Below are 25,100 nucleotides of genomic sequence, written 5' to 3'. Positions count from 1 at the left end.
ACTATATCAGGGCATAAGCGATACGATGGGCCAGGGAGAGGTAGCCGCTTGAAGGAAGTCAGGATCCAGAAGCCGGAGCGGCAGCAGCGTCTGTTTGGCCTGTCGACGCCGCTCAGGGCCGCTGTCATTCCGCCGCTGTCGGCGGCGCGCTGGCTCCTGGTGCTGATCGTTGCCGCCGGCGTTTATTTCTTCCACGGCTTCCTGTTCCCGGTTCTTGCCGCCCTGGTTATCGCCTTCGCCAGCTGGCCGCTCTATCGGCGGCTGCTCGCCGGCGTCGGCGGCAACCGCACCATCGCTGCGACGCTTGCGATCTTGTTCATCCTGACCTTCCTGGTGGTGCCGATCGCGCTTGCCGGCACCTACGCCATCAATGAGGTGCGCGAGTGGGTCAACTGGGCGATAGAGACCAACCGCTACGGTGCGCCGACGCCGCACTGGATCGCCACCATGCCCGTGGTGGGCGAATGGCTCAATGAACAATGGACGGTCAACGTTGGCCACCCCGGCGGTATCGGCGAACTGATCCAGCTGATCAGTGGCGCCAATATCGGCAGCATCTATCGCGGCGTGCTTGCCGCCGGCGGCAGCGCCTTCGGCCTTTTGCTGACGCTGCTATTCATGATGATCGCGCTGTTCTTCGCCTATCGCGACGGCGAGCATTTCGCCGGACAGGTCGATCGCCTCGGCGAACGCATCCTGCCGGCCAGATGGGAACGGATCTCACGCGTGGTGCCTGCGACAATCTCCTCGACGGTGACCGGCATGACCGTTATCGCCATCGGCGAAGGGCTGGTGCTGGGTATCGCTTACTGGTTGGCCGGCGTGCCGTCGCCGGTGACGCTCGGCGCGCTGACCGGCATCATGGCGCTGATTCCCGGCGGCGCACCGCTGTCCTTCACGCTGGTGTCGATCTATCTCGCCGCCAGCGGCTCGCCGATGGCGGGGCTGGCGCTGTTCATCTGGGGCGCGGTCGAACTCTTCATCGTCGACAAGACATTGCGCCCGAAGCTGGTCGGCGGGCCGATAAAGCTGCCCTTCCTGCCAACCTTTTTCGGCCTGATTGGCGGCGTCAAGACAATGGGCTTTCTCGGCCTGTTCATCGGCCCGGTGCTGATGGCCCTGCTGGTCGCAATCTGGCGCGAATGGCTGCGCGAAGTGGAACTGACCGATGAGCTCGCTGCCGCCGAACCGGCGGAGCACGATGACGCACCGCCGCAGATCGAAATTGTCGCCGGACGCGCCGCCGCGAAAAAGAATCAGGCCGGGTGACTGACGGCGAACGTGGCGCGGCGCTTGCGCCCCTCGTGCAACTGCCAGAGCGAATGGCCGATCAAGGTCATGATGAGGATCGCGCCGCCGATCAGGCTGTTGCCCGACGGTGTTTCGGCGAAGATCATCCACACCCAGACCGGCGCCAGTACGGTTTCAAGCAGGTAGAACATCGCCACCTCCGGCCCGGAGATGTATTTCGGGCCGTTGGCGAGGCAGAAGAACGAGATCGGCATGATGACGGCACCGTTGAAGACGATCCACCATGGCGCGTTGACGTGAAAACCCACCTTGGAAACCATCAGGGTGGCGACGGCCAGCGGCAGGACCACTCCGATCAGCGCGGTGAAGCCCATATCCTTGCCGCTGGCGCGCGAGATGGTGATGGCCGCGGCGATCATGAAAGCCGAGCATAGCGCCATCAGGTCGCCGAAGAGATGTCCGGTTCCAACGGAATCGCCGACAATGATCGTCACGCCGACGATCATCAGTGCCAGCGCTGCAAGCGTCAGGGGCCGTGGCCTCTCCTTCAGGAACAGCCATGACAAAAGGCCCGCGAACATGGTTGTGAACGCCAGGATGAAAACGAGATTGGCTGTCGAAGTGTTGTAGACGCCGGTGATGAAGGCGATCGAGCCGAGCCCGTAGAGGCCGGCAACGATGAGCCCTGACCAGCCCGGCACAAGCTGCGGTGCCTTTGCGCTCAGCGAGCGCCAGGCGGCCCAGATGATAAGCGTGGCGACGAAGGTCGTGCCGGTGCGCAACAGCAGGATCGTCCACGCCTCGCCGTCGGCGAGCCGGATCAGCGGAATGTCGACGGTCAGCGTCAGCCCGCCGATGGCGGTGATCAGAAGGCCTCTCTGGTGGTCGTTGTGGGAAGACATGCGGCAATTCTCGCGTAGGCTTGGAGGCGCAAAATTGACCGCCCGGTTTTCCAGCCGATCGGCCGGAAGCCCAGCGGCATCCTCCTCGAAACAATTTAAGAGTGAATACCGAAAGCGAAGATCAGCGCGAAACCGCTTCGTGATTGTAGCGTTCCCAGCCTTTCGGGCCGAGATGCTCCTGCGGCTGGAAGCGCATCTTATAATTCATCTTGCGCGAGCCGTTGACCCAGTAACCCAGGTAGACATGGGGCAGGCCCATCGCCCTGGCGCGGGCGATGTGGTCGAGGATCATGAAGGTGCCGAGCGAACGGTCCTCGAAGTCCGGGTTGAAGTAGGAATAGACCATCGACAGGCCATCGGCCATCTTGTCTGTGAGCGCCACGGCGATCAGCTCGCCCTGGCCCTTGCCGGTGATGAAGCTGTCAGGTCCGCGGCGACGGTATTCGATGACCTTGGTGTCGACATGGGTATCCTCGACCATCATGGCGTAGTCGAGCACGGTCATGTCTGACATGCCGCCACGGCGGTGGCGGGCGTCGAGATAGCTGCGGAACAGCGAATACTGTTCGGTGGAGGGTTCGGCGTCGTGCATGGCGCCGACCAGATCCGAATTATGCTGCATGACCCGTTTCAAGTTGCGGCTGGCGGTGAATTCCTGCGCCAGGATGCGCACCGACACACAGGCGCGGCAGGTCTCGCAGGCCGGCCTGTAGGCGATGTTCTGCGACCGCCTGAAACCGCCCTGCGTCAACAGATCGTTCATCTCGGGGGCCTTGTCGCCGACCAGGTGTGTGAACACCTTGCGCTCGAACTGGCCCTCGAGATAGGGACATGGCGAGGGCGCGGTCAGAAAGAACTGCGGCGACTGGGTCGGGTGCTGCGTCATCGAGCCTTGGAAACACTCCTGCGAATCGCTCTACCTTTGGCGCGGACGCCGAAAAATTCAACAGGATTGTGAAAGCCTGGTTGATTGGACGTCTTCACATTTGTGCGCAAAGGCTGCGGCCGCGCTTCAAAAGTCTGCTCAGCGGCCGCTGCGGCTGACGACGGTGCCGAGCAGCAGGTCGTGCAGCGTGCGCTTGCGGTCGGAAAACAGGCTCACCAGCAGGACCAGCGGCGAAAGGATGACATTGCCGGCCCAAAACAGCACCGAATGCACGACGGCGGTCAGCCCGTCGATGCGGCTGCCGTCGAGCCGGTCGAGCCGGATGCCCATCATCTTCATGCCGGTGGTGGCCTGGTCTTTACTGCCGAGCGTGTTCCAGATGTAGAGGATGGCGACGGCCGGCACGAGAATGGAAAACAGCATCCAGCCGAGGCCGAGCGTCAACAGCCCGAACAGGAACACCAGGATCGCGAATGGAATGGTGAGCAGCGCGACGATGAAATAATCGATGACAAAGGCGAGAATGCGCCGCGTGCGCACGCCCTCATAGGCGCGGACATCTTCGAGCCTGCTGGTGATGATTTCGCCGTCGAGAACGCGAGCGTTCATGTCATTTCCTCGTAATCGAACCCGGGTTAATGCACGGGGCCGCTTCTTGGTGAAATGGTGAAGGTTCGCGGCGGAATCAAGATCGAGCCTTTCGCCGCCGTGTAGATGGTGACGGAGTGCCTGGGGCCGTCTGACTTGTTGAATTCACGGCGCGGATAGCGTTAGTTTGCTGCGGCGCAACAAAGCGCGCCGAGCCGAGGGGACGGGGCGACATGGACTACGACATGCTGGTCATCGGCAGCGGCCCATCCGGGCGCCGCGCCGCGGTGCAGTCGGCCAAGCTCGGCAAGTCGGTGCTGGTGGTCGACAGAGGCCGGCGTCTCGGCGGCGTGTCGGTGCATACCGGCACCATACCGTCGAAGACGTTGCGCGAGACGGTGCTCAACCTCTCCGGCTGGCGTGAGCGCGGCTTTTATGGACGCGGCTACCGCGTCAAGCAGGACATTTCGGTCGGCGATCTGGTCGAGCGCCTGCACAAGACGCTCGACCATGAGGTCGAGGTGCTGCAGCATCAGTTCATGCGCAACACGGTCAAGAGCGCGCGCGCCGCGGCAAAATTCCTCGGCGCCAACAAGGTCAGCCTGACCACCGACACCGGCGACTACAGCGAGGCTGGCTTCTCCCATGCGCTGATCGCGGTCGGCACCCGGCCGCACCGGCCGCACGACGTGCCGTTCGACAAAACACGGATTTTCGACAGTGATGAGATGCTGGAGCTCGATCGCCTGCCGCGCACGCTGACGGTGATCGGCGCCGGTGTTATCGGTGTCGAGTATGCGACGATCTTTTCGGCGCTCGACGTGCCGGTGACGCTGGTCGAGCCGCGCAATACGATGTTGGATTTTGTCGACCGCGAGATCGTCGACGACTTCATCCATCAGATGCGCGACCGCGGCATGACCATCCGATTGGGCAGTGCCGTCAAGGAGATCGCCTCCAAACCCGACTATGCCGAGGTGACGCTGGCCGACGGCCGCACCATACGGTCCGAGATCGTGCTTTACGCCGCAGGGCGTACCGGCAATGTCGGCAGCCTGGGCTTGGAAACGGTCGGCATCGAGTCCGATTCCAGAGGCCGCATCAAGGTCGATCCGCAGACCTTCCAGACCAGCGCGTCCAACATCTATGCCGCCGGCGATGTTATCGGCTTTCCGAGCCTGGCCTCGACCTCGATGGAGCAGGGCAGGGTGGCCGCCTGCCATGCCTTCGGCGTGCCCTTGCCGCCGCCGCCCGAAACCTTTCCCTATGGCATCTACGCCGTGCCGGAAATCTCCACGGTCGGGCAATCCGAGGAGCAGGTGCGTGAGAGTGGTGCCGCCTACGAGGTCGGCGTGGCGCGGTTCCGCGAGACATCGCGCGGCCACATCATGGGCGTCAACACCGGCTTCCTGAAGCTTCTGTTCTCGATCGAAACACGCCGTCTGCTCGGCGCCCATATTGTCGGCGAGGGCGCGACCGAACTCATCCACATTGGCCAGGCGGTCATCAATCTCGGCGGCACCGTCGACTTCTTCGTCAACAACACCTTCAACTATCCGACGCTGGCCGAAGCCTACAAGATCGCCGGGCTGGACGCCTGGAACCGAATGGGGCGAGGGTAGACCATGATCCCGAATCGAAGGACCGCGTGGGCATCGGTTTTGCTGCGCGGACCTTCGGGATGGGGGCAGGACACTCAGCAGTGGCGCATTGCAACCGACATGGTGGCCGTTGCGTTTCAGCCAAACGGATTGCCGAACAGGGCAAAGCAATGACTGGGGCAGCGCCAAGGAAAACCTTCGCCTGGATTTCCCGAAACACGGTGCTTCTGGCGCTGGCGAGCCTGTTTGCCGACATTTCGACAGAGATGCTTTATCCGATCCTGCCGATCTTCCTAACCCAGACTCTGCACGCAAGCGGGAGCGTCGTCGGTCTGGTCGACGGAATCGCCCAGGCGACGCAGAACATCGTGCAAGGTTTTTCGGGCTGGCTCTCGGACAGGCTTCAGAAGCGGAAACCGATAGCCCTCATTGGCTATTTTCTGGCCTCTATCGCCAAACCGCTGATCGGCGTGGCCACGGTGTGGCCGATGGTCCTGGGCGCGCGGTTTGTGGATCGGCTCGGTGCAGGTTTCCGGTCCGCTCCGCGCGACGCGCTCCTTGCTTCGTCCGTGGCCGACGAGCACCGAGGCAAAGCATTCGGCCTAGAAGGCATTGGCGACAATCTGGGAGCGTTTCTGGGACCACTGCTCGCGGTGCTGCTTCTCATCGCCCTCAAAGTCGATATCCGCTGGATCTTCTATCTCGCGCTCATTCCCGGTCTCCTCGCCTTCCTCATGGTGGTGTTGGTGCACGAGCAGCCACTGGCCGTAGCCGCAAAGGCCAAGATCGACATCAATCTGCGGCAGTTTCCCAAAGCCTATTGGACCTATCTCTTGGTGACAGCTCTCTTCGGCATCGGCAATTCGAGCAATGCGTTTCTGATTCTGCAAACACAGGATATCGGTGCCTCTTTGGAGGCAACCATTCTTATCTATGCAGGCTTCAATCTCGTTGCGGCGCTGATTTCCTACCCGGCCGGCTTTCTATCGGACCGCTTCGGCCGCAAGGGCGTGTTACTGTCGTCCTTCGTCATCTTCCTGATCGCCTATCTCGGCTTCGTCTTGACCCGGAACATCTATCTGATCGGGCTGCTTTTTGCCTTCTACGGGTTCTATCAAGGCATCTTCCGCTCAGTCGGCAAGGCATTCGCCTCGGACTTCGTGCCGCAAGAGCTGCGTGCCAGCGGCATCGGCTGGTACAGCACCACGGTCGGCCTGCTGGAACTCGCGGCAAGCGTTGTCGCCGGACAGCTCTGGGATCGTGTAAGCCATGAGGCGGTGTTCATCTACGGCGCTGTCTTCGCCGTGGTCGGCAGTGCTGGTCTGCTTGCCCTGATCCCCTGGCGAACCGACGGTCATAGTGTGTCGGCGGCGTCGTAGTGCTGCCGGGGCGTTGCCGATGATGAGCAGCCTTTAATAAAACGTTCTACTCAAACTGAAAGGTCCCCGGTCATGACGCCCGTCAGTGTTCGCTATATTGTCGACGATGTCGCCGCTTCCATCGATTTCTACGTGAAGCATCTGGGCTTTGCCATTGAACGGGATGCGCGGCCGGCTTTCTGCTCGGTCACGCGCGGCGATCTGCGGCTTCTGCTGAGCGGGCCGGAGAGCTCGGGCGCACGGGCGATGCCGGATGGCCGCCGGCCGGTGCCGGGAGGGTGGAACCGCATCGTGCTGGTGGTGCCGGATCTGAAGCAAGAGGTTGCGCGCCTGAAGGGCGCCGGGCTCGCCTTCCGCAACGATATCATCAACGGCGTCGGCGGCTCGCAGACCCTGCTCGAAGACCCGTCCGGCAATGCGATCGAGCTATTCCAGCCCGCCGCACACTGACATTCGATGGTCGGGCCCGCGTTGTGCGTGCGCTCAATCCGCTCGTTCAGCGGTTGCCTGACCCCGCCAGCCACTGCCTGACGATTTCAGCATCCGCGTCGCCGATTTCATGGCCGGAGGCAATGGTGTGGGTCTCGACCTTGGCGCCATGCGAGCTCAGTAGAGCGGCCAACACGGGGGCGAAAGGCGCGTAGGTCAGGTCGGCGGCGCCGGCGACGATCAGAGCCCGCGCCTTCGACAGGTCGGCCGGCGGCACCTCGTCGAGCACCGGCATGGGGCGCAGCAATGCAGCGCGCTCGATGAGGCCCGGATGCAGCGGCATGACGCTTGAAACCAGATTGGCGCCGTTCGAATAGCCGAGAAAGGTCGCGCGGCGGAGATCGAGGCTGTGGCGCTTCGCGACGCCGGCGACGAAGCTTGCAAACGCATCTGCCTCCGCGCGGATACTTGCCTGCTCGAATCGCGTCGGGGTGATTCGCGTGAACCAGCGGAAACCGTCCTCCTGAGGGATGCGGCCACGGACCGTAACCAGCGCCGCATGCGGCGCGATTTGCCGACCAAGCGGCAGCAAGGTCGTCTCGTCGACACCCGATCCATGCAACAGGAACAGCCAGTCACCGGGTAAATTGGCGGATCGATGGAGCCGGTAGAAAAAGCCTGAATTCTCCTGCAAAATACCGTCTTCGAGGCTTTGCTCGGCCATAGTCACATCCTTTTGATTCCGCGTTACTTTCGTTAATTTGCCGGCTTCAAAACGGAATATTTTCAAGCTCCGCGAAAGTTGATTGAACCGGGCGCATTTCAGTCCGTTTCTTTGCCGATATAATCCCCGCGGGGGGATCGAAGCAGTGTGCGCCGGGTGGTCGCCCGAGGGATCGCATGCCGGGCATGAACAACCAGCTTTAAGGCCTTTTATCGATGACCATGCCAGTTTCGCCGGAACGCGATACGCGTATTGATGTGTTCCGGGCTCTCGCCCTCCTGACCATATTCGTCGACCACGTGCCTGGCACCGTTTTCGAAACCCTGACCTACAAGAATTTCGGGTTTTCGGATGCGGCCGAGGCCTTCGTGCTGATCTCCGGCATGTCCGTCGCTCTCGCCTACGGCACTAAGTTCCAGCCGGGAAACCGGCTGATTGCAACACTGAAAATGTGGCGCCGCGCCGGTGTGCTCTATGTCACCCACATCGTCACGACGATGGTGGTCATGGCTATCTTCTGCGCGGCGGCGGTGTTTGCGAAACGGCCGGATCTTCTGACGCTGATCAACATCGAGCCGCTCGTCAGGAACCCGCCACAAGTCCTGGTCGGCATCGTCACGCTCGGCCATCAGCTCGGTTACAACAACATACTGCCGGTCTATGCGGCGCTGCTGTTGATGGCTCCGGTCTTCCTGCTGTTCATCAGCTACCGGCCACTGGCGGCGCTCGCAGTATCCGCAGCCCTTTGGCTGATTGCCGGAATCTACCAGATCGCGCCGCCGAACTACCCGGAGCCCGGCTTCTGGTTCCTCAATCCGCTGTCATGGCAATTGCTGTTCAATATCGGCATGGCCAGCGTGTTGCATGTGCGGCGCGGCGGCACCATCCCTGTCAATCGCTGGCTGGTCGGCGCGGCCGCCGCCTATGTGCTGACGGCACTCGTCTGGGTGCACAGCCCGCTGTGGGGGCATGTGTCGTGGCTCGACCTCCCGGTGGTGCTGACCGGTTTCGACAAGACGTTCCTGTCGTTGCCGCGGCTGCTGCACATCCTGGCGATGAGCTATCTGGTCGTCGCCTTGCCTTTCGTCTCGAACCTGTTCCGCACCGGCCGCGACAATCCGCTCGCCATATTGGGCAAACGCTCGCTGCCGGTTTTCATTGCCGGCACGGTGATTGCCATGGCGGCGCAGGTGATGAAGCTGGTCAACCCGGGCGGCTTTGCCTATGACAGTCTGCTGCTCGCCGCCGGCATCGCCATGCAGTTCGCGCTCGCCTTCTATCTGGAATGGCTGTCCGCTATCGGCTGGTCCGGCAAGGGCAAGCCGGTCCGCAACGAGGCGTCACCGGTCCGTCCATCCTTTGGCATCGGTCCGATGGCGGCCAATCGATAAGATTTGGAGCCGATCTGCCCAGTCAACCTGTGCCTGGCGGCGGCCCGGACGACGCCCTGACGACAAGTTCGACATCGAGCGTTTCTCGCCGCACCGTGCCGTCGAAGTCGAGGATTCTTCGCGCTGCCCGGCGGCCGATCTCGGCGATCGGCTGGGCGATGGTGGTGAGCGGAGGCTCGCAAATTGCGGCTTCAGGCACGCCGTCGAAGCCGACGACGGAAACATCGCGAGGAACCGCGATGCCCCGCGCGCTGAGCCATTCCAATGCTTCCATCGCGACCCGGTCCGACATCGCCAGGATGGCGGTCGGCGGTTCTGCCGAGGCGAAGAGGGTTTCGAGGCCGGCCTTTGTGCTGGCCTCATCGTTTTCAGTCTCGTAGACCGGCACCTTGGCGGTATCGACGCCGAACCGGGAAAGCTCTTCGAGATAGCCGAGGAGGCGGTCACGGGTTCCTGTATAGACTGCGGTCCGGACCTGCTCGGGCGAGACAAGTCCGGTGCTGTTGTCGGCGAAGGCCAGCGACAGCACGGCGAAGCGGCGATGTCCAAGTTCCGCCAGATGGCGCGCCGCGAGCCGGCCGCCGGCAACATTGTCGACGCCGATCGCGGAGACCGTGGCGTCCTGCGAGCCGAGCTCGAGCGCGACGAAGGGGAGCTTGCGTTCGCGCGTCAGCTCGACGAGGCGCGGACCGCCCTCGATGCAGAACAGGATGAAGCCGTCGACCAGGGCGCTCTGGATATTCCAGGCAAGTTTTTCCTCGTTGCCGGCCGACACGAGGGCTATTCCCGCGCCGGTGGCGTCGCATGCCTCCGAGATGCCGGCCATCATCACGCGCGCAAAGGGGTCGTCGAAGAAATAGGACAGCGGCTCGGTTGTGGCGACGCCGATCGCATTGACCTTGCCGGCGCGCAGCAGGCGGCCCTTTGGATCGGGGCCGGCGTAGCCCAGCGCGTCGGCCGCCGCCTTGACCCGCTCGCGGACTTCCTCGCGTACGATTTCGGGACGGCTGAAGACATTGGAGGCAGTGCCGTGTGATACGCCCGCGGCTTTGGCGATGTCCGCCAGCCGGATGGGCCTCCTGCCTTCGGTGAGTGATGCCATTTGTTTGTCTCCGGGACTCCGGTCCAACAGTATCGCCGACTACCTAACACCTTCGTTGGATCGATTCAAATTTTTGCTTGACATTTGTGGTGCGATGCGTATTCTTTGAATCGATCCAAGAGCGTTTTTCGTCCCCAGATTGGATCGATACAAGAGGAGAGCGCCATGCACCCCGTCAATTATCTGTTCGAGGACATTTACCGGAACGACTGGAGCATCCGTTCGAGCGCGGAGGCCCGGAAGCGGCGAGACAGGACCGGTCCGTGGATTCGCGACCTGGGTTTCCTCGTAGGACGCAAGCGGAGCTGATCGGTGGCCTATTTTTGTGCCCGCTGATTGGATCGAGTCAAAAAACTAGAGGAGATTAAACCATGCACCCGATCAAGCATCTGTTCGAAGACATCTATCGCAATTATTGGGGCATCTCGCCGGCCACCGAACGGCCGGAGCGGCGGCGTGTAGTCAAGACGACCAACAGCGATGGCCAAGTCCGGCCCGAACGTCCGCGAGACTGAGCTGGCAAGACAGAGCTCGTGGATCGAGGGCGGCTGGCGAAGGAGCAGCGGCGGCCATTGGTTGCCGCATCAATGGCGGCGCGGGCGCACCAGCGCCGAGGCGGCCATCATCAGCCAGCCGCCGATGAGCAACGTGCCGCCGATCGGCGCCGACATCGGGAACAGCCGCGAGCCAAGGAAGTCGCGGGCCAAAAGATCTCCCGAGAATAGCAGAAGCCCGACGAGAAGGATGAGGCTTCCGGTTCGCAGGATGCTATTGCCACCGAGCAGCCCGACGGTAAGGAAGACCGGCGCATGCAAGAGCAGGAAGGATGCGGCCGTACCGACGAAAGCGCCGCCGAGATGTGCCGCCGCCGCCGAAAGCGCCACGCCGGTTGCGCCGCATAGGCCGCCGGCAAGAACCAGAATGCGGCCGCCTGCCGCGTGTTCATCCGTGCTCATTTCCACGCCTCCGTGATTCCTGGCGACCGCCTGAGATAGTGCCGCGAACCGTGTCAGGATTTGCCGGCTTCCGCCAGCATGTCGCGTTCGCGGCGCGACTGGACCAGCCAGTTATAGGCCGCTCCGCCCGCCATCAGAATGGATGTGCCGAGAAACACCGAGCGCATACCGAAATGGCCGCCGGCGAAGCCGCCGAGCAACGGTCCGGCGACCTGCCCGACATATTGCGCCGAGATCGACAAGCCCAGCACGTTGCCGCCGACCCCGTCGGGCACATTGTGGCGGATGACGCTGGTGATGCAGGGCAAAAGACCGCCAAGCGCCAGGCCCATCAGGAAACGCAGGCCGACGAGCTGCCAGCCCTGGGTAACGAAGGCCTGCGGGATCAGCAGCAGCGCCGAGACGGCGAGTGCGGCAACGATGACGTTCCAGTGGCCGATACGGTCGGCGAGCTTGCCGAGCCGCGACGCCGACAGGATGGCGCCTAGCGCTGCCGCGGACATGACGATGCCGGAGACCAGCGTGACCTGGCTCTGATCTTCGATGAGCTGCTGGACATAGACGGTGATGATCGGCTCGATCGACATGGTGGCGAAACTCAACAGCATGCCGGTCGCCAGCATGGCGACGACGGGGCGCTTGTCGGGAATCTGCGACCAGCCGTCTTTCACTTTTTCTTCTGACGCGGCCTTGGCGGCAACCGGGCGAGGGGCCTCCTTGATCAGCAAGGTGGTTGCCAGAAAAGCCAGGAAAATGACGCCGCCGGCGAGCAGGAATGTGGCGCGGATGCCAATCAGCGGCGGCAGCGCGCCGCCAAGCAGCGGACCGACCAGGGCACCGGCCGTGATTCCGGCCGACAGCACGCCCAGCGCCCAGCCGGAGCGATCCTTCGGCGTCTGCATGGCAACCAGGATGGTCGAGCCCGAAGAATAGCCGCCGGCAAAGCCGATCAGCAGGCGCAAGAGCACCAATTGCCAGACGGTCTGCACCATGCCGGTCAGCGACATACACAGCGCCATGCCGAAACTGGCTCGCACCAGCATCAGTTTGCGGCCGTAGCGGTCGCCTAGCCGCCCCCACAGGGGCGCGACCAGCGCGGCAGCAAGGAAGGTGGCGCCGTAGGCGATGCCCGACCACTGCACGATCGCCGCATGGCCCTCGGCGCCCAGCTGCTCGACGTAAAGCGGCAGGAAGGGCAACAGCAGCGTCATCGCTACAAGCGTGCTGAACGAGCCGGCAAAACACACGGCGAGATTGCGGCGCCAGTGGACGTTGTGCGTGCCTTGCATGGCGAGGGCGGCGTCTTGCGGCATGTCATGTCCTGTCCGGCCAGCTTGCATGAAACTTGCTACGGATACCAATTTGGGATACCAAACTGGTATCTGTCATGAACGCAAGCCCCGTCGCTGTCAATGCGGGCCTCTCAAACATGATCGACAAAGGCCGGCGTGATCGGCCAACGCCGGCCAGTGACCCGATTGCCGGAACAAATGACCTGAACGGAACGCCAATGTCGCAGATGCAGAACGTCGAAAAGCAGCTTCGCGAGATGATCCTCGGGCTCGAGATCGGTCCCGGCGAGCGGCTGACGGAGCGCTGGGTCGAAAGCCGCTTCGGTGCATCGCGCACGCCGGTCAGGGCGGCATTGCTGCGGCTCGAGACTGAAGGCCTGATCTGCCGCGACGGCCGCGGCTGGACGGTCTCGCCCATCAATCTTGCTGAACTCGAGCAGATCGCCGTCTATCGCGAGGCGGTCGAGGTCGCGGCACTCAGACTAACTTGCACCTTGCAGGACAGAAGTGCCGTCGAAATCATCGAGGCGATGCTCGATTCTTGCGACGACAAGACGCCGCGCGAGGAATGGCATCGCGTCGGCAGGGATTTTCATATCGAGTTGGCGCGTCTATCCGGCAACGAGTTCCTGTTCAGAGCGGTTCGCGACGTGATGACACGCCTGTCGCGCGCCCGCTGGCTCGAGGTTCGCGACGAGGCAGCGCTCGGCCGTGCCTGGGCCGAACACCATGCCATTCTGTCGGCGGTGCGGGCCGGCGATGCCGATAGCGCCGCCCGCCTGCTTTCGGCCCATATCATCGGCAGCCGCGACCGGCTGGTGACCTCGCTGCGCAACGACCGGCGCGGCCTGCGCGCCCGGGGATTTGCCGTCGTCGCTTGAGTGAGGATCGGCTGCCATTGATCACGAAAAGAGCAGATGAGCGAAGAATGCTACTTTCGGTCTCGCTTCGCAAATGCCGATGGCGTAAGAGCAGCGATGGAAAACAACCGATTTGACACACCCGTGACCGTCAAGGGCGCGGCGGGAAGCAATCAGCTCTTGCGTACGGCCCGCGAGGCTTCCGACTACCTCCTCAACAATTGGCCCGGCAAGCGCAGCCCCAAGCACCGCGAAGCGTTGCAAGCCTGTCATGATGCGCTGGCCGGCGACAAGCCGGCCATGAACGCAAGACGGGCCTTTATTGCCGCCGCGCGTGAAGTGAACGTCTTCGTCAGCGACAAGGCGCCCGCCTGAGGCATAGCGGGATTTGACCGAGGCCCGGACCGCCTGACAGGCCGGGCGTCATCACTCGGTCGTTTCGGTTTTGGTTTGGGACTCGCTCTCGCCCTCGGGCTTCGATCGCTCCTTGGCTGCGACCTTGGCAGCCTGCTTTTCCGCCTTCTTGGCAGCCTTCTGCCGGTCGCGTTCCTTGCGTTCCTGACCGTAGTTCGGTGCTCGTGCCATATCGTTTCCTTTCATTGTGCTTGGCCTTTGCCTAGGAGCATTGGACCGCAAACACAACACCGCAAGGCACGATCGGGCTCCATATCTCGGCGCAGTCCGGAGAGCCCGGCTTTTCAGGCGCCGTCGCGGTCGAGGACGAGATCGGCCGGCCCGAACCGGTCCTTTGCCGTGAATTGCTGGTGCCAGTAGGGATAGAGCACGGGCGGCCTGCTGACCACGTCGAGCCGTGTGCGCTCCTCATCGGCAAGCACAAGGCTTGCAGCGGCGATATTGTCTTTGAAATGCGCTTCGGTTCGTCCGCCGATCACCAGCGAACTGACAGCGGGCCGGCCGAGTAGCCAGGCAAGCGCCACTTGCGCTGCCGACACACCGTGGTTCTTGCCGATATCGATCAGCACGTCGACGATCCGCCACAGCCGGTCCTCGTCGCGGATCGGCGGTTCCGACCAGCCGCTGAGCTGGCGGGCGGTCGGCTGGTCACGGTGGTATTTGCCGGACAGCAACCCGCCGGCAAGCGGGCTCCAGACCAGCACGCCGAGCCCTTGGTCGACCGAGATCGGCAACAATTCGTACTCGGCCTCGCGCGCTTCCAGCGTGTAATGGATCTGCTGGGTGACGAAGCGTGGCTGGTGATGACGGTCGCTGATCCCCAGCCCCTTCATAACTTGCCAGCCGGAATAATTGGAGCAGCCGACATAACGGACCTTACCCTGCGCGACCAGCGTGTCGAGCGCGGCGATGGTTTCCTCAAGCGGTGTCAGGCCATCCCACTCGTGCAGGAAATAGATGTCGATGACATCGGTCCTGAGGCGCTTCAGGCTCCTCTCGCATTCGCGGATCAGATGGTAGCGCGACAGGCCTTCATCATTGGGGCCTTTGCCGATCCGCATGCGCGCCTTGGAGGCGATCAACACGTCGCCCTTGCGCTTGCCGCCGAGCGCCTCGCCGATGATCTCTTCCGACACCCCGTTCGAATAGACGTTGGCGGTGTCGATGACATTGACGCCGGCATCGATGCAAAGGTCGATCATCCGACGCGCCTCGTCGAGGTCGGTCTTGCCAACCGCCGAAAACGCGCCGCCGCCGCCGAATGTCATGGTGCCCATGGTCAGGGTCGAAACCTTCAGCCCGGAACGGCCGAGAGTGCGGTATTCCATGTCGTATCCTCACGATTTATCGGGAAAGGGCGTTGCAAACGACAGCCCCTCAGTGAACCGGGCATTTGTAGGATAATTCGTTCCGCTTGTCGCCCGCCCCGCAGGGCAAGCTCGATCACATCTTGCGGATTGAACGCACAGCCAGCGCAGTAGTGGCTGCAATAAAACCGTCATTGCCGACCTATACTAACATCGGTCCAGCGCTTCGATTTCCGGCCGCCGGGCCGGGCGGCAGAGCGCCTGACAGCGGCCGACAAGGCCTGTAAGCGGAGCAGCGCAAATGACCGAGATAAAACAGAATTCCCCGGCCAGGGACTGGCTGGAAGCGGAACTCGCCGACACGCTCGACGAAGATTATGAGCTGGAAATCTCGGAGCCGGCGCTGTCGATGGAGATCGCCAAGATCTACAAGAATGCGCATCCGCCATCGATCGACCGCCTGCAGTATTTTCGCAATCTCATCACGCTGCAATCCGAATTGATCAAGCTACAATCCTGGGTCGCCTATCACAAGAAGAAGCTCGTCGTGGTCTTCGAGGGCCGCGACTCGGCGGGCAAGGGTGGTGTTATCAAGCGCATCACCCAGAGGCTTAATCCGCGCATCTGCCGCGTCGCAGCACTTCCGGCGCCGACCGAGCGCGAGAAGTCGCAATGGTATTTCCAGCGCTACGTTCCGCATCTGCCGGCCGGCGGCGAGATCGTGCTGTTCGACCGATCCTGGTACAACCGCTCCGGCGTCGAGCGGGTAATGGGCTTTGCCCAGCCGGATCAGGTCGAGGAGTTCTTCCGCGACGTTCCGGAATTCGAACGCATGCTGGTCCGCTCAGGCATTACGCTTGTCAAATACTGGTTTTCGATCACCGACGAGGAGCAGCAGATGCGCTTTTTGATGCGCATCCATGACCCGATGAAGCAATGGAAACTGTCGCCGATGGATCTCCAGTCGCGCGTGCGCTGGGAGCAGTACACCAAGGCCAAGGAAGAAACGTTCGCCCGCACCAATATTCCGGAAGCCCCGTGGTTCATCGTCGAGGGCAACGACAAGAAGCGGGCACGGCTGAACTGCATCGACCATCTGCTCAAGCAGATGCCCTATGAGGAGGTGCCGCACGAAGAGATCACACTGCCGGAGCGCGTCTTCAATCCCGAATACGAGCGCCAGGTACTGCCGCGCGAACTGTATGTGCCGGAGAAGTACTGACTAAAGCGGCGAGGAAGGCGGCGCCTCCATGGCGGCGCCCTGCAACAAGCTAGGTGCGCTCGATGATGACATGCGTGGCCTTCGGCGTCGCGACCTGCTCGCTGCAGCGATAGCCGAGCTTGGGCATGTCGATGCCGGCAAAAAGGCTCTCGCCGGCGCCTAGCAGGACCGGTGAGATCGCCAGATGCATTTCGTCGATGAGCTTTTCCTTGAGATATTGCCGGATCGTAGAAACGCCACCGCCCAGCCGTACATCCTTGCCGTCAACCACTGCTTTCGCCTTCTCCAGCGCTGAGTGGATGCCGTCGGTCACGAAATAGAAGGTCGTGCCGCCCTCCATGACAATGGGATCACGTGGATGGTGCGTGAGCACGAAGACCGGCACATGGTAGGGCGGGTTGTCACCCCACCAGCCTTTCCAGCTGTCATCCGGCCATTCGCCGCGGATCGGCCCAAACATGTTGCGGCCCAGGATCCACGCGCCGATATTTTTGAAGCTGCGCGCGGCGAACGCCTCGTCAGTGTCCGTGGTCCCGCCATCCTTGCCGAGGACCATCTTGCGGAAGGTGCGGGTGCCGAACATCCATTCGTGCAGGGCTTCCCCGCCAACACCCAGCGGGTTCTTCAGGTCTTGGTCGGGACCGGCGCCGAAGCCGTCGATCGACAAGGTGAAAGCGCTGACGCGAAGTTTGGACATGAGAGCCTCCTCGATAACCAATTGTGAGATGCAAGCAGTTATCGGGGTAGCTTAACTGATTGCATTTTGCAAGCGGTATTTTGAATCGCCGGCGGGGCAATCGCTTCCAAATCATGTTGGAATAACTAATCTCAATGTCGGCGCCGCCCGTCATCCGCCTGCCGGCAGCTTCTCCCTGTATAGTGACGGGGAGAAGGGGCTGGCCGCAACGTCGATATTTTTGCAACGCTGGAGATTGGTGAAATCTTTTACGAACGCGTCTTTCTCCCTGCCACTTTACGGCGAGAAATGCCCGGCAGGGCAACGAGGGGCAGCGTAAACTTGAAGCGATGTCCTGCGGCGTTCCATGTCGCGCTTTGGACGAACGAACACTACTCGATGTAGACGCTACAAAGGCGCATCACCCCTTGAGCATCGCCGCCACTTCGGGCGCAAAGTAGGTGAGAATCCCGTCGCAGCCGGCGCGCTTGAAGGCGAGCAGCGATTCCAGCATCGCCTTTTCGCCATCGATCCAGCCATTGGCGGCGGCGGCCTTGATCATCGAATATTCGCCCGAGACCTGATAGGCGAAGGTCGGCATCTGCAACTCGTCCTTGAGCCGCCGGATGATGTCGAGATAGGGCAGGCCGGGCTTGACCATCAGCATGTCGGCGCCCTCGGCGAGATCCTGCTCGGCCTCGCGCACCGCTTCGTCGGAATTGGCGTGGTCGATGTAATAGGTCTTCTTGTCGCCCTTGAGCAGGCCGGCGGTGCCGACCGCCTCACGATAGGGGCCGTAAAAGGCGGATGCGAACTTGGTCGCATAGGACATGATCGCCACATCCTGAAATCCATTGGCGTCGAGCGCATCGCGGATGGCACCGATCCGGCCGTCCATCATGTCCGAGGGGGCAATGATGTCGGCCCCCGCCGCCGCCTGGATGACTGCCGCCGCCGTCACCTGCTCCACCGTTTCATCATTGACGATAATGCCCTCGCGCAAGATGCCGTCATGGCCATGCGAGGTGAAAGGGTCAAGCGCGGCGTCGGTGATGATGCCGATCTCCGGCACCGCGTGCTTGATGGCGCGGGTGGCACGGTTGATGATGTTTTCCGGATCGAGGATATGCGAACCGGTCTGATCGCGCAGGCCGAGCTCGACATTGGGGAAAGTGGCGATCGCCGGAATGCCAAGTTTGGCCGCTCGCTCAGCCTCCTTGACGGCGAGGTCGAGCGACAGGCGGAACACGCCGGGCATGGCGGCAATCGGTTCGCGCACTTGTCTGCCATCGACGACGAAGATCGGCCAGATCAGATCGTCGACCGACAGCCGGTTCTCCTGGACAAGGCGGCGCGACCAATCGGCCTTGCGCATGCGCCGCAGCCGCCGGCTGCCGGTGATCTCGTCGACGCTGCGCGCGCCGGCAGGCTTTGCAGGGGTGAATTTGTTCATCGCAAAAACTCCGGATCGGGCGGCTTTTACCACGAGCTTTCGCTGCTGACCAATGCGACACGATTGTGCCAGCGGTCCTGTCGGGCGCTATTCTGGTTGCCCATTGCCCGATAGGATCTGCGCAGCACCCCGCATGGCGACGCGGAATGCCTCGTCGAAGCTGACGCCGCGCACTTGCCAATTGTAGCTCTTGCCATTCAAGGCAAGCCGCCAGTCGGCTATCCAGCCCAGTTCCTTGTCGCTCCAGACGATACTGCCGGCGAGCGCCTGGTCGGCTCCGGCCTTCCTGGCAAGCTGGTCCAGCGTCGTGATATCGGCATGGCGCAGGGCCTGGTCGTTAAGCTTTGAGGCCGATAGCAGCGACGCTTCGGGAAACACAATCCGCATGACCAGCGGACCGGTGGCGTTGACGAACGATTCGCGCATCGCCGCCCCGCGCTCATCGTCGGCGGTCAGCACGAACTGCCTTGTGCCTTGCTCCGCCGCCAGGAAAATTACCAGGCGTGGCCGCTCGCCAAGCCATGGTTTGCTGCCGAGCGTGGCAAGCACCGGATCGATAACGTCAGGCCTGTACAGACAAGTGAGATCGTGCGGCCGGTCATGGGTGCCCTGTTCGTCATGGACCGGAATGCCTTCGAGACGGTCGCGATAGCGGAATTCGGCAACGAAGCTGCCGGCCTTGTCGCGCAGCGCCGCCATCTCAGTTCTCTTCGGCAGCCGCTGATCGCCGGACACACGAACCAGCACCGCATCGAGGCAGGCCTTGAAACCGATCTGCCTGTTGACCTCGCCCTGGCCGGTGACGATGGTCTGCGATTGATAGAGCTCGTCGACGGTTCCGGCCGATACGGGAGGAGCGTTCGCAGCGATCAGGCCGACCACCACAACAGCAAGGCGCGGCAACCAAGGCATGGTTCAACCTTCCGGTTCAAAGCGCCAGCATTAGCACTGGGTGACGCCGACGACCATGCAGCGGATTGGGCGCCGCCATTGACGCGGCCATGCGCCACGCTTTAGCACTTCACTCCCGGCGGGCGCGGGGAGGGATTCTCTGGCGATGGATTTTGGCGGAGGCGACGAGATTCGCTTCGAAAGATTGGGCAGGGCCGGCGTCGTCACGCTGACGCGGCCGCACGCGCTCAATGCCGTAACCCACCGCATGGTCAAGGCGCTGGACAAGGCGCTGCGCAGTTGGGAGCGCGACGACGGCGTCGACGTTGTCGTCGTCAAGGCCGAGGGCAGGGCATTTTCGGCGGGCGGCGACATCCTCCACATCTACGAAGCCGGCCGCGCAGGAAGGCCTCCGGTCGATTTCTTCGCCGATGAATACCGGCTGAATGCCCGCATCGCCCGCTTCAAGAAACCCTATGTCGCGGTGATCGACGGCATCGTCATGGGCGGCGGCGTAGGTATCTCCTTCCATGGCTCGCAGCGAGTGCTGACCGAGAACGCCCAGTTTGCCATGCCCGAGGTCGGCATCGGCTTTTTCCCGGATGTCGGCGCCAGCCATCTGTTGCCGGATCTCGGCGGCAGCTTCGGCATGTATCTGGCGCTGACCGGCAACCGCATCCGCTATGGCGATGCTTTGTGGTCGGGCCTCGCCACCCATACGATCAAGGCGGAGGGCCAGGCCGGCTTCCTCGACCGTCTGGCGGAAAGCGGCGACCCGGAATCGGTGCTGCGCGGCTGCTTCGTCCCGGCCAGGCGCGAGACCGACAGGCCGACGCTGGAAGCCATCGCCCGGCATTTCGCGCAGCCGTCGCTGGCCGATATCGTCGCTAGCCTGGAGCGGGCAGCCGCTGCCGACGAGTTCGCGGCAAAGACGCTGGCCACCATCCGCACACGTTCACCGACCAGCTTGCATGTTGCATGGCGCCAGATCAGCGCCGGGCAGACGTTGTCAATGGACGAGTGCATGAAAATGGAGTTCCGTATCCTCAACCGCATGCTTGCCGGGCACGACTTCTATGAAGGTATCCGCGCCGCCATCATCGATAAAGGCTCGACGCCGCAATGGCGGCCGGCAGGCATCGATGACGTCAGCGCCGCCAACGTCGACGCCTATTTCGCACCGCTCGGCGAACGGGAACTGAAGCTGTGAGCGAGGTCGCCTCGAGACGCGTGGTGCTGCAGCCCTCGACGATCGAGGTCATCTTCGCCTGGTTCCAGCGCGTCATCGCCGGCTACTGTCTGCTGTTCGGCATCTTGTACTGGATCCGGCTGATCGGCTTTTACCCCGGCCCGTTGTGGCGCTTCGACCTGATGCCGGTGCACTGGCAGGTGGCGGCGGTGGTGCTGGCGGTGTTTTTTCCGTTCGCTGCCGCCGGCCTCTGGATGCTGGCGTCCTGGGGGCCGGTGATCTGGTTCATCTGCGCGGTGACCGAGTGCGTCATGTATGCCGGCTTCCCCGAGCTGTTCGGCCACCGGCCGCTGATCGTCGCCTCGCACCTTGCGGTGGCGCTGCTCTACATAGTGTTCCGCGTGGTGATCTGGATCCAGAAGCGGCAACCCCGGCGATAGCAATTCCGGCCAGGATCGTTGGCTAAATCTTTAGGTTAATTATCCTTGCTCGGGTGACCGTCCGTTAAGCCTCTTTCGAAACCCCTTACCGGTAAGCTCTTGTTAGCCTTGGCGTTTAAGTCGAATTTTATGAGTATTCGATAGTGTCGCGATCAAGGTGAAGAACAAAAAATCACCGGGCGACAAACGAGAGGCAAAGACAATGATCAATTCGCGTCCGGCGGCGAAGACCGCCAACGTATCCGATGACCGCCGCGAGGCGATCCGTTCGCTGTACATGGAATCGCTGCAGCTGGTCGAGCGGCTGCATCGCCGTCTGCTTGACGTGATCAAGGACGAATTCGACCGCAACGGTCGCTCCGACATCAACGCCATCCAGGCGCTGCTCCTGTTCAACATCGGCAATTCGGAGCTGACCGCCGGCGAACTGCGCTCGCGCGGCTATTATCTCGGCTCGAATGTCTCCTACAATCTGAAGAAGCTGGTCGATCTCGGCTTCATCAACCACCAGCGCTCGCGCATCGACCGCCGTTCGGTGCGGGTTTCGCTGACGCCGAAGGGCAATGAGGTGGCGGAAGTCGTCGCCGGCCTCTACGAGCGCCATGTCGGTTCGATCGAGCAGGTTGGCGGCATCAACACGGAAGAGTTCAAGCAGATGAACCGCGCCCTGCAGCGCCTGGATCGGTTCTGGAACGATACCATCGCCTACCGGATGTAATCGCATCCGCCGCATCAAGATCTGAAGCTGGACTACGGAAATGCTGCCGCGGAGTGGACCAAAGGCCGGTGCCGAAAAGCACCGGTCTTGCCGTTTCGTCAGGCCGGCCGATCCAAATTCGAGCAACAGCCACGTTGCCGCCATATTCCAATGGAACCGAAGATGCGGGTGATGCTGGGGCCAAAGCCGTGCATTTGTCCTGTGCTCAAGTCACTTCCCATGTGGTTTTACACCGAAGTGATGCGGGCCATGGTTGGCTAATTGTTAAGAAGCCAACTCTAGAGTGCGGGCGAGACCGCCCGGTGGGTTGAATTGTAGCAAGAATGTCTGGAACGTCCATGAGAACCAGCCGCCGTTTCTTCCTTTCAGGAGCCTCCGCGCTCGCAGCCGCAATGGTCGCCGGCCGCGCCAGTGCGCAGGATGTGATCGGGGATATCCTGAAATCCTCGGCGCGCGGCAATTGGGACGACCAATTCGATGCGCGTGCCAGCGAAGGCGGCAAGGTTGCCTCGACGCTGCCGATCTTCAGCCTGCAGACGGTGTCCTTCACCGAGCAGGCGATCATGCAGTATCAGAATATCGTCGCGCAAGGCGGCTGGGAGCAGGTTCCAGACACCAAGAAGCTGCAGCTTGGCGTCGAGGATCCCGATGTGGTGCCGCTGCGCAGGCGCTTGATGATATCGGGCGATCTGGCGCAGAGCGCCGGGCTCTCGGAAGCGTTCGATTCTTACGTCGACTCGGCGCTCAAGCGCTTCCAGTTGCGTCACGGCTTGCCGGCCGACGGAACCACGGGCAAATATACTTTCGCGGCAATGAACGTGTCGGCGCCGGTTCGGCTTGGTCAGCTGCAGACCAATCTGCAACGGCTGCGTGAGCGGGCCGGCACGCTTGGCAACCGCTATGTTCTGGTCGACATCCCGGCGGCGCAGATCGAGGCAGTCGAGAACGACCGCGTTGTGCTGCGCCACACCGCAATCGTCGGCAAGATCGATCGCCAGACGCCGATCGTCAATTCCAAGATCAACGAAATCATCGTCAATCCGTACTGGAACGCGCCGGTCTCGATCGTGCGCAAGGACATCATTCCGCTGATGCGGAAGGACCCCAACTATCTCAAGGATAGCCATATCCGCCTGTTTGCGCCGGACGGCAGCGAGGTCGACCCAATGACGGTCGACTGGTCGACCGACGATGCCGCCAAATACCGCTTCCGCCAGGATCCCGGTTCCGGCAACGCGATGGCCTCGGTCAAGATCAATTTCCCCAGCCCGGACGGCGTCTACATGCACGACACGCCGCAGCAGAGCCTGTTCGGCAAGCTGATGCGCTTCGATTCCTCTGGCTGCGTGCGGGTCCAGAACGTGCGCGACCTCGTCACCTGGATTCTGCGCGACACACCGGGCTGGGATCGCCAGCATTTCGAGGCGGCGATCAAGACCGGGGAGAACACGCCGGTGCAGGTCACCAATCCGGTGCCGGTTTATTTTCTCTACGTCTCGGCCTGGTCGACAGGGCCGGGCGTGGTCCAGTTCCGTGACGACATTTACGGCCTCGACGGAGCCAACGAGCTGCAGATCACATCCGCGCTCTAAGCAGCTGAGTTCATTTGCAAAAGGCCGCCGGAAGGGCGGCCTTTTTCGTTGCCGAGTCTTTCGCGGCAAGCTTTGCTGGACTGATCGCCGGCAAAAGAACGCGCGGCGCCGTATTCGGAAATCGCATCATGCATGTCGCAATGTTCATTCTGGTCGTGCTTATCTTCGTCGCCGTTTCGGGCGCGCTGGTCCGGCCGGTGCGGGTTCCGCTACCTGTGCTGCAGATCGCCATCGGCGCGGCACTGGCTTGGCCGGTGCGCGGAATGCATGTCGAGATCGATCCCGAGCTGTTTCTGCTGGTGTTCATCCCACCGCTGCTGTTCAGCGACGCCTATGGTGCGCCCAAGCGCGAACTGATCGCGCTGCGCGGGCCGATCCTCGACCTCGCCATCGGGCTGGTCTTCTTCACCATTGTCGGCTTCGGCTACGCTTTGCACTGGCTTGTCCCGAGCATCCCGCTCGTCGTCGCTTTCGCACTTGCTGCGGTGCTGTCCCCGACGGATGCGGTGGCCGTCTCCTCGATCGTCGACAAGAGCCTGGTCCCGGCTCGGCTGATGCACATCCTGGAGGGCGAGGCGCTGCTCAACGATGCGTCGGGCCTCGTGATGTTCCGCTTTGCGGTGGCAGCTGCCTTGACCGGCAGCTTCTCCTTCGTCGCGGCGTCCGTGACTTTCCTCTATGCCGTCGCTGCCGGCATCCTGGCCGGCGTGGCTGCCTTGTTCGTCGCCGCCAAGGCGCTGCAATTGCTGAACCGTATCGGCGGCGTGCCGGCCGAGGTGCAGGTGCTGGTCATGGTCCTGCTGCCGTTCATCGCCTATCTCGGCGCCGAGAATGTCGGCGCCTCGGGCATTCTGGCGGCGGTCACGGCCGGAGTGCTCACCGGCGGCTCCGGGATTTTCCGCTTTCTCGGCGTCTCGGCACGCATACAGACCGTATCGCTGTGGACGACGCTATCCTTCGTCTTCAACGGCGCGCTGTTCATCCTGCTCGGGTTGCAGCTTCCCGAAATCATCGGCAACGTGCCGCCTGAGCTCGGCAGGCGCTATCCGGTCATCCAGCCAATCGCCACGGTGGTCGCGCTGACACTATGCCTGATCGGGCTGCGCTTCCTGTGGATCTGGGTCGGCGACATTGCGACGCGCGTCTCAGCGCGATTACGCGAGCAGAAGGCCGAGCCGTTCGGGCTGCGCGTTCGGATCGCCGGCTCTGTTGCCGGCGTGCGCGGCGCCATCACGCTGGCCGGCATCCTGTCGCTGCCGCTCGCCATGCCGAATGGTTCGCCCTTTCCGGCGCGCGACGTGGTGATCTTCCTCGCCGCAGGCGTCATCATCTGCTCATTGCTCATTGCCAGCCTTGCCTTACCCAAGGTGGCACGAGGGCTGGTCGAGCCGGGCGAGGATCCTGGCGCTGCCGAGGAGCGTCTTGCGCGCGTGGGCGCGGCCAAGGCCGCCATCGCCCGCATCGAGAGCATGGCCGGCGCGACCGACGGCGATGAAGGGGAAACACCCGGCGCCCGGCTTGCCACCGCCGACAGCATCGTCGCCGGCTACCGTCGCCGCATCGCTGCCTCCGACGAAGCCGACGAGGCGCGCGCCGAGGCCCGCGAGGCCGGACGGCTGGAACTCGAATTGAGGCTGGCGGGCATTGAGGCCGAACGCGCAGCGGTTCGCGCAATGTTTCGCAGCGGCCAGATTAACGACCATACGATGCAGGCGCTGTTCACCGAGATCACGCTCACCGAGGCCCTGCTGAAGGGCCGGCAGGCAAGGAAATAGAGGCTGCCAGTCTCTCTGGCGCAATCCGGCCAGCAAATTTCGCGCTGCAAACGTGGCGGGCC

27 protein-coding genes are annotated in these 25,100 nt (G+C 62.5%); 14 read left to right on the top strand and 13 right to left on the bottom strand.

What is annotated here, in order from left to right:
• Positions 1-48: 48 nt before the first annotated feature.
• Positions 49-1,269, top strand: a complete 1,221-nt coding sequence (locus tag NKI70_RS16405) for an AI-2E family transporter (RefSeq protein ID WP_352621043.1) — start codon at positions 49-51, stop codon at positions 1,267-1,269.
• Here the strand turns inward: NKI70_RS16405 and NKI70_RS16400 are convergent.
• The 3 genes from NKI70_RS16400 to NKI70_RS16390 all read right to left on the bottom strand — a co-directional run bounded on the left by NKI70_RS16400 (position 1,257) and on the right by NKI70_RS16390 (position 3,648).
• Positions 1,257-2,153 (bottom strand): DMT family transporter, encoded by an 897-nt coding sequence (locus tag NKI70_RS16400; protein ID WP_352700277.1) that lies wholly within the window; start codon positions 2,151-2,153, stop codon positions 1,257-1,259. The two genes, NKI70_RS16405 and NKI70_RS16400, sit on opposite strands and share 13 nt — an antisense overlap.
• Positions 2,154-2,274: 121 nt before the next feature.
• Positions 2,275-3,039: an arginyltransferase gene (locus tag NKI70_RS16395; RefSeq protein ID WP_352700276.1), complete on the bottom strand. Its 765-nt coding sequence runs from the start codon at positions 3,037-3,039 to the stop codon at positions 2,275-2,277.
• Positions 3,040-3,177: 138 nt separating this feature from the next.
• A complete protein-coding gene (locus tag NKI70_RS16390) occupies positions 3,178-3,648 on the bottom strand; it encodes an RDD family protein (protein ID WP_023674465.1) in 471 nt (156 codons plus the stop codon).
• Between the two features lie 212 nt (positions 3,649-3,860).
• Here NKI70_RS16390 and sthA point away from each other — a divergent pair, with 212 nt between their 5' ends.
• The 3 genes from sthA (at position 3,861) to NKI70_RS16375 (ending at position 7,057) form a co-directional block, all read left to right on the top strand.
• Entirely contained in the window at positions 3,861-5,249 is a 1,389-nt protein-coding gene (sthA, locus tag NKI70_RS16385) for a Si-specific NAD(P)(+) transhydrogenase (RefSeq protein WP_352571479.1), read from the top strand.
• A gap of 149 nt (positions 5,250-5,398) precedes the next feature.
• On the top strand, positions 5,399-6,607 hold the full coding sequence (locus NKI70_RS16380) for an MFS transporter (protein ID WP_352571478.1): 1,209 nt from the start codon (positions 5,399-5,401) through the stop codon (positions 6,605-6,607).
• A gap of 72 nt (positions 6,608-6,679) precedes the next feature.
• On the top strand, positions 6,680-7,057 hold the full coding sequence (locus tag NKI70_RS16375; RefSeq protein WP_352571477.1) for a VOC family protein: 378 nt from the start codon (positions 6,680-6,682) through the stop codon (positions 7,055-7,057).
• Positions 7,058-7,103: 46 nt separating this feature from the next.
• Here the strand turns inward: NKI70_RS16375 and NKI70_RS16370 are convergent, their stop codons facing one another.
• Positions 7,104-7,760, bottom strand: coding sequence for an alpha/beta hydrolase (locus NKI70_RS16370; protein ID WP_023674469.1), 657 nt, complete (start codon positions 7,758-7,760; stop codon positions 7,104-7,106).
• A 215-nt stretch (positions 7,761-7,975) separates the two neighbouring features.
• Here NKI70_RS16370 and NKI70_RS16365 point away from each other — a divergent pair, with 215 nt between their 5' ends.
• The gene (locus tag NKI70_RS16365; RefSeq protein ID WP_352590513.1) at positions 7,976-9,151 is read left to right on the top strand and encodes an OpgC family protein; all 1,176 of its coding nucleotides are present in this window, start codon (positions 7,976-7,978) and stop codon (positions 9,149-9,151) included.
• 22 nt (positions 9,152-9,173) lie between these two features.
• Here the strand turns inward: NKI70_RS16365 and NKI70_RS16360 are convergent, their stop codons facing one another.
• Positions 9,174-10,253, bottom strand: coding sequence for a LacI family DNA-binding transcriptional regulator (locus NKI70_RS16360; RefSeq protein WP_352700274.1), 1,080 nt, complete (start codon positions 10,251-10,253; stop codon positions 9,174-9,176).
• 371 nt (positions 10,254-10,624) lie between these two features.
• On the opposite strand from NKI70_RS16360, the gene NKI70_RS16355 reads away from it, so the two are divergent.
• The gene (locus NKI70_RS16355) at positions 10,625-10,768 is read left to right on the top strand and encodes a hypothetical protein (RefSeq protein WP_023674473.1); all 144 of its coding nucleotides are present in this window, start codon (positions 10,625-10,627) and stop codon (positions 10,766-10,768) included.
• 69 nt (positions 10,769-10,837) lie between these two features.
• Here NKI70_RS16355 and NKI70_RS16350 read toward each other — a convergent pair whose 3' ends face one another.
• Entirely contained in the window at positions 10,838-11,209 is a 372-nt protein-coding gene (locus NKI70_RS16350) for a DUF423 domain-containing protein (RefSeq protein WP_023674474.1), read from the bottom strand.
• Between the two features lie 53 nt (positions 11,210-11,262).
• Positions 11,263-12,522: a multidrug efflux MFS transporter gene (locus NKI70_RS16345; protein ID WP_023674475.1), complete on the bottom strand. Its 1,260-nt coding sequence runs from the start codon at positions 12,520-12,522 to the stop codon at positions 11,263-11,265.
• Positions 12,523-12,719: 197 nt separating this feature from the next.
• Here NKI70_RS16345 and NKI70_RS16340 point away from each other — a divergent pair, with 197 nt between their 5' ends.
• Together NKI70_RS16340 and NKI70_RS16335 are read left to right on the top strand one after the other, a co-directional pair.
• On the top strand, positions 12,720-13,382 hold the full coding sequence (locus tag NKI70_RS16340; RefSeq protein WP_352571474.1) for a GntR family transcriptional regulator: 663 nt from the start codon (positions 12,720-12,722) through the stop codon (positions 13,380-13,382).
• A gap of 96 nt (positions 13,383-13,478) precedes the next feature.
• Complete coding sequence (locus NKI70_RS16335) at positions 13,479-13,736, top strand: DUF982 domain-containing protein (protein WP_023674477.1); 258 nt, start codon at positions 13,479-13,481, stop codon at positions 13,734-13,736.
• 51 nt (positions 13,737-13,787) lie between these two features.
• Here the strand turns inward: NKI70_RS16335 and NKI70_RS16330 are convergent, their stop codons facing one another.
• On the bottom strand, positions 13,788-13,946 hold the full coding sequence (locus NKI70_RS16330) for a hypothetical protein (RefSeq protein WP_352449291.1): 159 nt from the start codon (positions 13,944-13,946) through the stop codon (positions 13,788-13,790).
• Positions 13,947-14,059: 113 nt separating this feature from the next.
• Positions 14,060-15,103: an aldo/keto reductase gene (locus tag NKI70_RS16325; protein ID WP_352449292.1), complete on the bottom strand. Its 1,044-nt coding sequence runs from the start codon at positions 15,101-15,103 to the stop codon at positions 14,060-14,062.
• Between the two features lie 280 nt (positions 15,104-15,383).
• On the opposite strand from NKI70_RS16325, the gene ppk2 reads away from it, so the two are divergent.
• Positions 15,384-16,304 carry a polyphosphate kinase 2 gene (ppk2, locus tag NKI70_RS16320; protein WP_352571473.1) on the top strand — a complete coding sequence of 307 codons (921 nt, stop codon included), beginning with the start codon at positions 15,384-15,386 and terminating at the stop codon, positions 16,302-16,304.
• Between the two features lie 49 nt (positions 16,305-16,353).
• Here ppk2 and NKI70_RS16315 read toward each other — a convergent pair whose 3' ends face one another.
• From NKI70_RS16315 to NKI70_RS16305, 3 genes are all read right to left on the bottom strand, one after another.
• A complete protein-coding gene (locus tag NKI70_RS16315) occupies positions 16,354-17,001 on the bottom strand; it encodes a dihydrofolate reductase family protein (RefSeq protein ID WP_352571472.1) in 648 nt (215 codons plus the stop codon).
• Between the two features lie 400 nt (positions 17,002-17,401).
• Entirely contained in the window at positions 17,402-18,433 is a 1,032-nt protein-coding gene (gene hemB, locus NKI70_RS16310; protein WP_352571471.1) for a porphobilinogen synthase, read from the bottom strand.
• A gap of 87 nt (positions 18,434-18,520) precedes the next feature.
• On the bottom strand, positions 18,521-19,345 hold the full coding sequence (locus tag NKI70_RS16305; RefSeq protein ID WP_023674483.1) for a DUF8605 domain-containing protein: 825 nt from the start codon (positions 19,343-19,345) through the stop codon (positions 18,521-18,523).
• 145 nt (positions 19,346-19,490) lie between these two features.
• Here NKI70_RS16305 and NKI70_RS16300 point away from each other — a divergent pair, with 145 nt between their 5' ends.
• The 4 genes from NKI70_RS16300 (at position 19,491) to NKI70_RS16285 (ending at position 23,263) form a co-directional block, all read left to right on the top strand.
• Complete coding sequence (locus NKI70_RS16300; RefSeq protein ID WP_352700273.1) at positions 19,491-20,534, top strand: enoyl-CoA hydratase/isomerase family protein; 1,044 nt, start codon at positions 19,491-19,493, stop codon at positions 20,532-20,534.
• Complete coding sequence (locus NKI70_RS16295; RefSeq protein WP_023674485.1) at positions 20,531-20,953, top strand: DUF6163 family protein; 423 nt, start codon at positions 20,531-20,533, stop codon at positions 20,951-20,953. The genes NKI70_RS16300 and NKI70_RS16295 overlap by 4 nt, the downstream gene beginning before the upstream one ends.
• A 202-nt stretch (positions 20,954-21,155) precedes the next feature.
• A complete protein-coding gene (gene ldtR / locus NKI70_RS16290) occupies positions 21,156-21,671 on the top strand; it encodes a transcriptional regulator LdtR (protein WP_023674486.1) in 516 nt (171 codons plus the stop codon).
• Positions 21,672-22,009: 338 nt separating this feature from the next.
• Positions 22,010-23,263 carry a L,D-transpeptidase family protein gene (locus NKI70_RS16285; RefSeq protein WP_023674488.1) on the top strand — a complete coding sequence of 418 codons (1,254 nt, stop codon included), beginning with the start codon at positions 22,010-22,012 and terminating at the stop codon, positions 23,261-23,263.
• Here NKI70_RS16285 and NKI70_RS16280 read toward each other — a convergent pair.
• Positions 23,260-23,397, bottom strand: coding sequence for a hypothetical protein (locus NKI70_RS16280; protein WP_156937265.1), 138 nt, complete (start codon positions 23,395-23,397; stop codon positions 23,260-23,262). The genes NKI70_RS16285 and NKI70_RS16280 overlap by 4 nt on opposite strands.
• Here NKI70_RS16280 and NKI70_RS16275 point away from each other — a divergent pair.
• A complete protein-coding gene (locus NKI70_RS16275; protein ID WP_352724749.1) occupies positions 23,392-25,038 on the top strand; it encodes a Na+/H+ antiporter in 1,647 nt (548 codons plus the stop codon). The two genes, NKI70_RS16280 and NKI70_RS16275, sit on opposite strands and share 6 nt — an antisense overlap.
• Positions 25,039-25,100: the final 62 nt, after the last annotated feature.

This window comes from Mesorhizobium sp. M0500, from assembly GCF_040321165.1.
GTDB lineage: Bacteria > Pseudomonadota > Alphaproteobacteria > Rhizobiales > Rhizobiaceae > Mesorhizobium.
The sequence above is the reverse complement of the archived record's forward strand: the minus strand, read 5'-3'. Positions and strand labels throughout refer to the sequence as shown.

What these genes read in the sequence shown, in the direction of transcription:
- NKI70_RS16400 (WP_352700277.1), bottom strand. Translation starts at nt 2,153, where the DNA reads ATGTCTTCCCACAACGACCACCAGAGAGGCCTTCTGATCACCGCCATC.
- NKI70_RS16395 (WP_352700276.1), bottom strand. Translation starts at nt 3,039, where the DNA reads ATGACGCAGCACCCGACCCAGTCGCCGCAGTTCTTTCTGACCGCGCCC.
- NKI70_RS16390 (WP_023674465.1), bottom strand. Translation starts at nt 3,648, where the DNA reads ATGAACGCTCGCGTTCTCGACGGCGAAATCATCACCAGCAGGCTCGAA.
- sthA (WP_352571479.1), top strand. Translation starts at nt 3,861, where the DNA reads ATGGACTACGACATGCTGGTCATCGGCAGCGGCCCATCCGGGCGCCGC.
- NKI70_RS16380 (WP_352571478.1), top strand. Translation starts at nt 5,399, where the DNA reads ATGACTGGGGCAGCGCCAAGGAAAACCTTCGCCTGGATTTCCCGAAAC.
- NKI70_RS16375 (WP_352571477.1), top strand. Translation starts at nt 6,680, where the DNA reads ATGACGCCCGTCAGTGTTCGCTATATTGTCGACGATGTCGCCGCTTCC.
- NKI70_RS16370 (WP_023674469.1), bottom strand. Translation starts at nt 7,760, where the DNA reads ATGGCCGAGCAAAGCCTCGAAGACGGTATTTTGCAGGAGAATTCAGGC.
- NKI70_RS16365 (WP_352590513.1), top strand. Translation starts at nt 7,976, where the DNA reads ATGACCATGCCAGTTTCGCCGGAACGCGATACGCGTATTGATGTGTTC.
- NKI70_RS16360 (WP_352700274.1), bottom strand. Translation starts at nt 10,253, where the DNA reads ATGGCATCACTCACCGAAGGCAGGAGGCCCATCCGGCTGGCGGACATC.
- NKI70_RS16355 (WP_023674473.1), top strand. Translation starts at nt 10,625, where the DNA reads ATGCACCCGATCAAGCATCTGTTCGAAGACATCTATCGCAATTATTGG.
- NKI70_RS16350 (WP_023674474.1), bottom strand. Translation starts at nt 11,209, where the DNA reads ATGAGCACGGATGAACACGCGGCAGGCGGCCGCATTCTGGTTCTTGCC.
- NKI70_RS16345 (WP_023674475.1), bottom strand. Translation starts at nt 12,522, where the DNA reads ATGCCGCAAGACGCCGCCCTCGCCATGCAAGGCACGCACAACGTCCAC.
- NKI70_RS16340 (WP_352571474.1), top strand. Translation starts at nt 12,720, where the DNA reads ATGTCGCAGATGCAGAACGTCGAAAAGCAGCTTCGCGAGATGATCCTC.
- NKI70_RS16335 (WP_023674477.1), top strand. Translation starts at nt 13,479, where the DNA reads ATGGAAAACAACCGATTTGACACACCCGTGACCGTCAAGGGCGCGGCG.
- NKI70_RS16330 (WP_352449291.1), bottom strand. Translation starts at nt 13,946, where the DNA reads ATGGCACGAGCACCGAACTACGGTCAGGAACGCAAGGAACGCGACCGG.
- NKI70_RS16325 (WP_352449292.1), bottom strand. Translation starts at nt 15,103, where the DNA reads ATGGAATACCGCACTCTCGGCCGTTCCGGGCTGAAGGTTTCGACCCTG.
- ppk2 (WP_352571473.1), top strand. Translation starts at nt 15,384, where the DNA reads ATGACCGAGATAAAACAGAATTCCCCGGCCAGGGACTGGCTGGAAGCG.
- NKI70_RS16315 (WP_352571472.1), bottom strand. Translation starts at nt 17,001, where the DNA reads ATGTCCAAACTTCGCGTCAGCGCTTTCACCTTGTCGATCGACGGCTTC.
- hemB (WP_352571471.1), bottom strand. Translation starts at nt 18,433, where the DNA reads ATGAACAAATTCACCCCTGCAAAGCCTGCCGGCGCGCGCAGCGTCGAC.
- NKI70_RS16305 (WP_023674483.1), bottom strand. Translation starts at nt 19,345, where the DNA reads ATGCCTTGGTTGCCGCGCCTTGCTGTTGTGGTGGTCGGCCTGATCGCT.
- NKI70_RS16300 (WP_352700273.1), top strand. Translation starts at nt 19,491, where the DNA reads ATGGATTTTGGCGGAGGCGACGAGATTCGCTTCGAAAGATTGGGCAGG.
- ldtR (WP_023674486.1), top strand. Translation starts at nt 21,156, where the DNA reads ATGATCAATTCGCGTCCGGCGGCGAAGACCGCCAACGTATCCGATGAC.
- NKI70_RS16285 (WP_023674488.1), top strand. Translation starts at nt 22,010, where the DNA reads ATGAGAACCAGCCGCCGTTTCTTCCTTTCAGGAGCCTCCGCGCTCGCA.
- NKI70_RS16275 (WP_352724749.1), top strand. Translation starts at nt 23,392, where the DNA reads ATGCATGTCGCAATGTTCATTCTGGTCGTGCTTATCTTCGTCGCCGTT.
- NKI70_RS16280 (WP_156937265.1), bottom strand. Translation starts at nt 23,397, where the DNA reads ATGCATGATGCGATTTCCGAATACGGCGCCGCGCGTTCTTTTGCCGGC.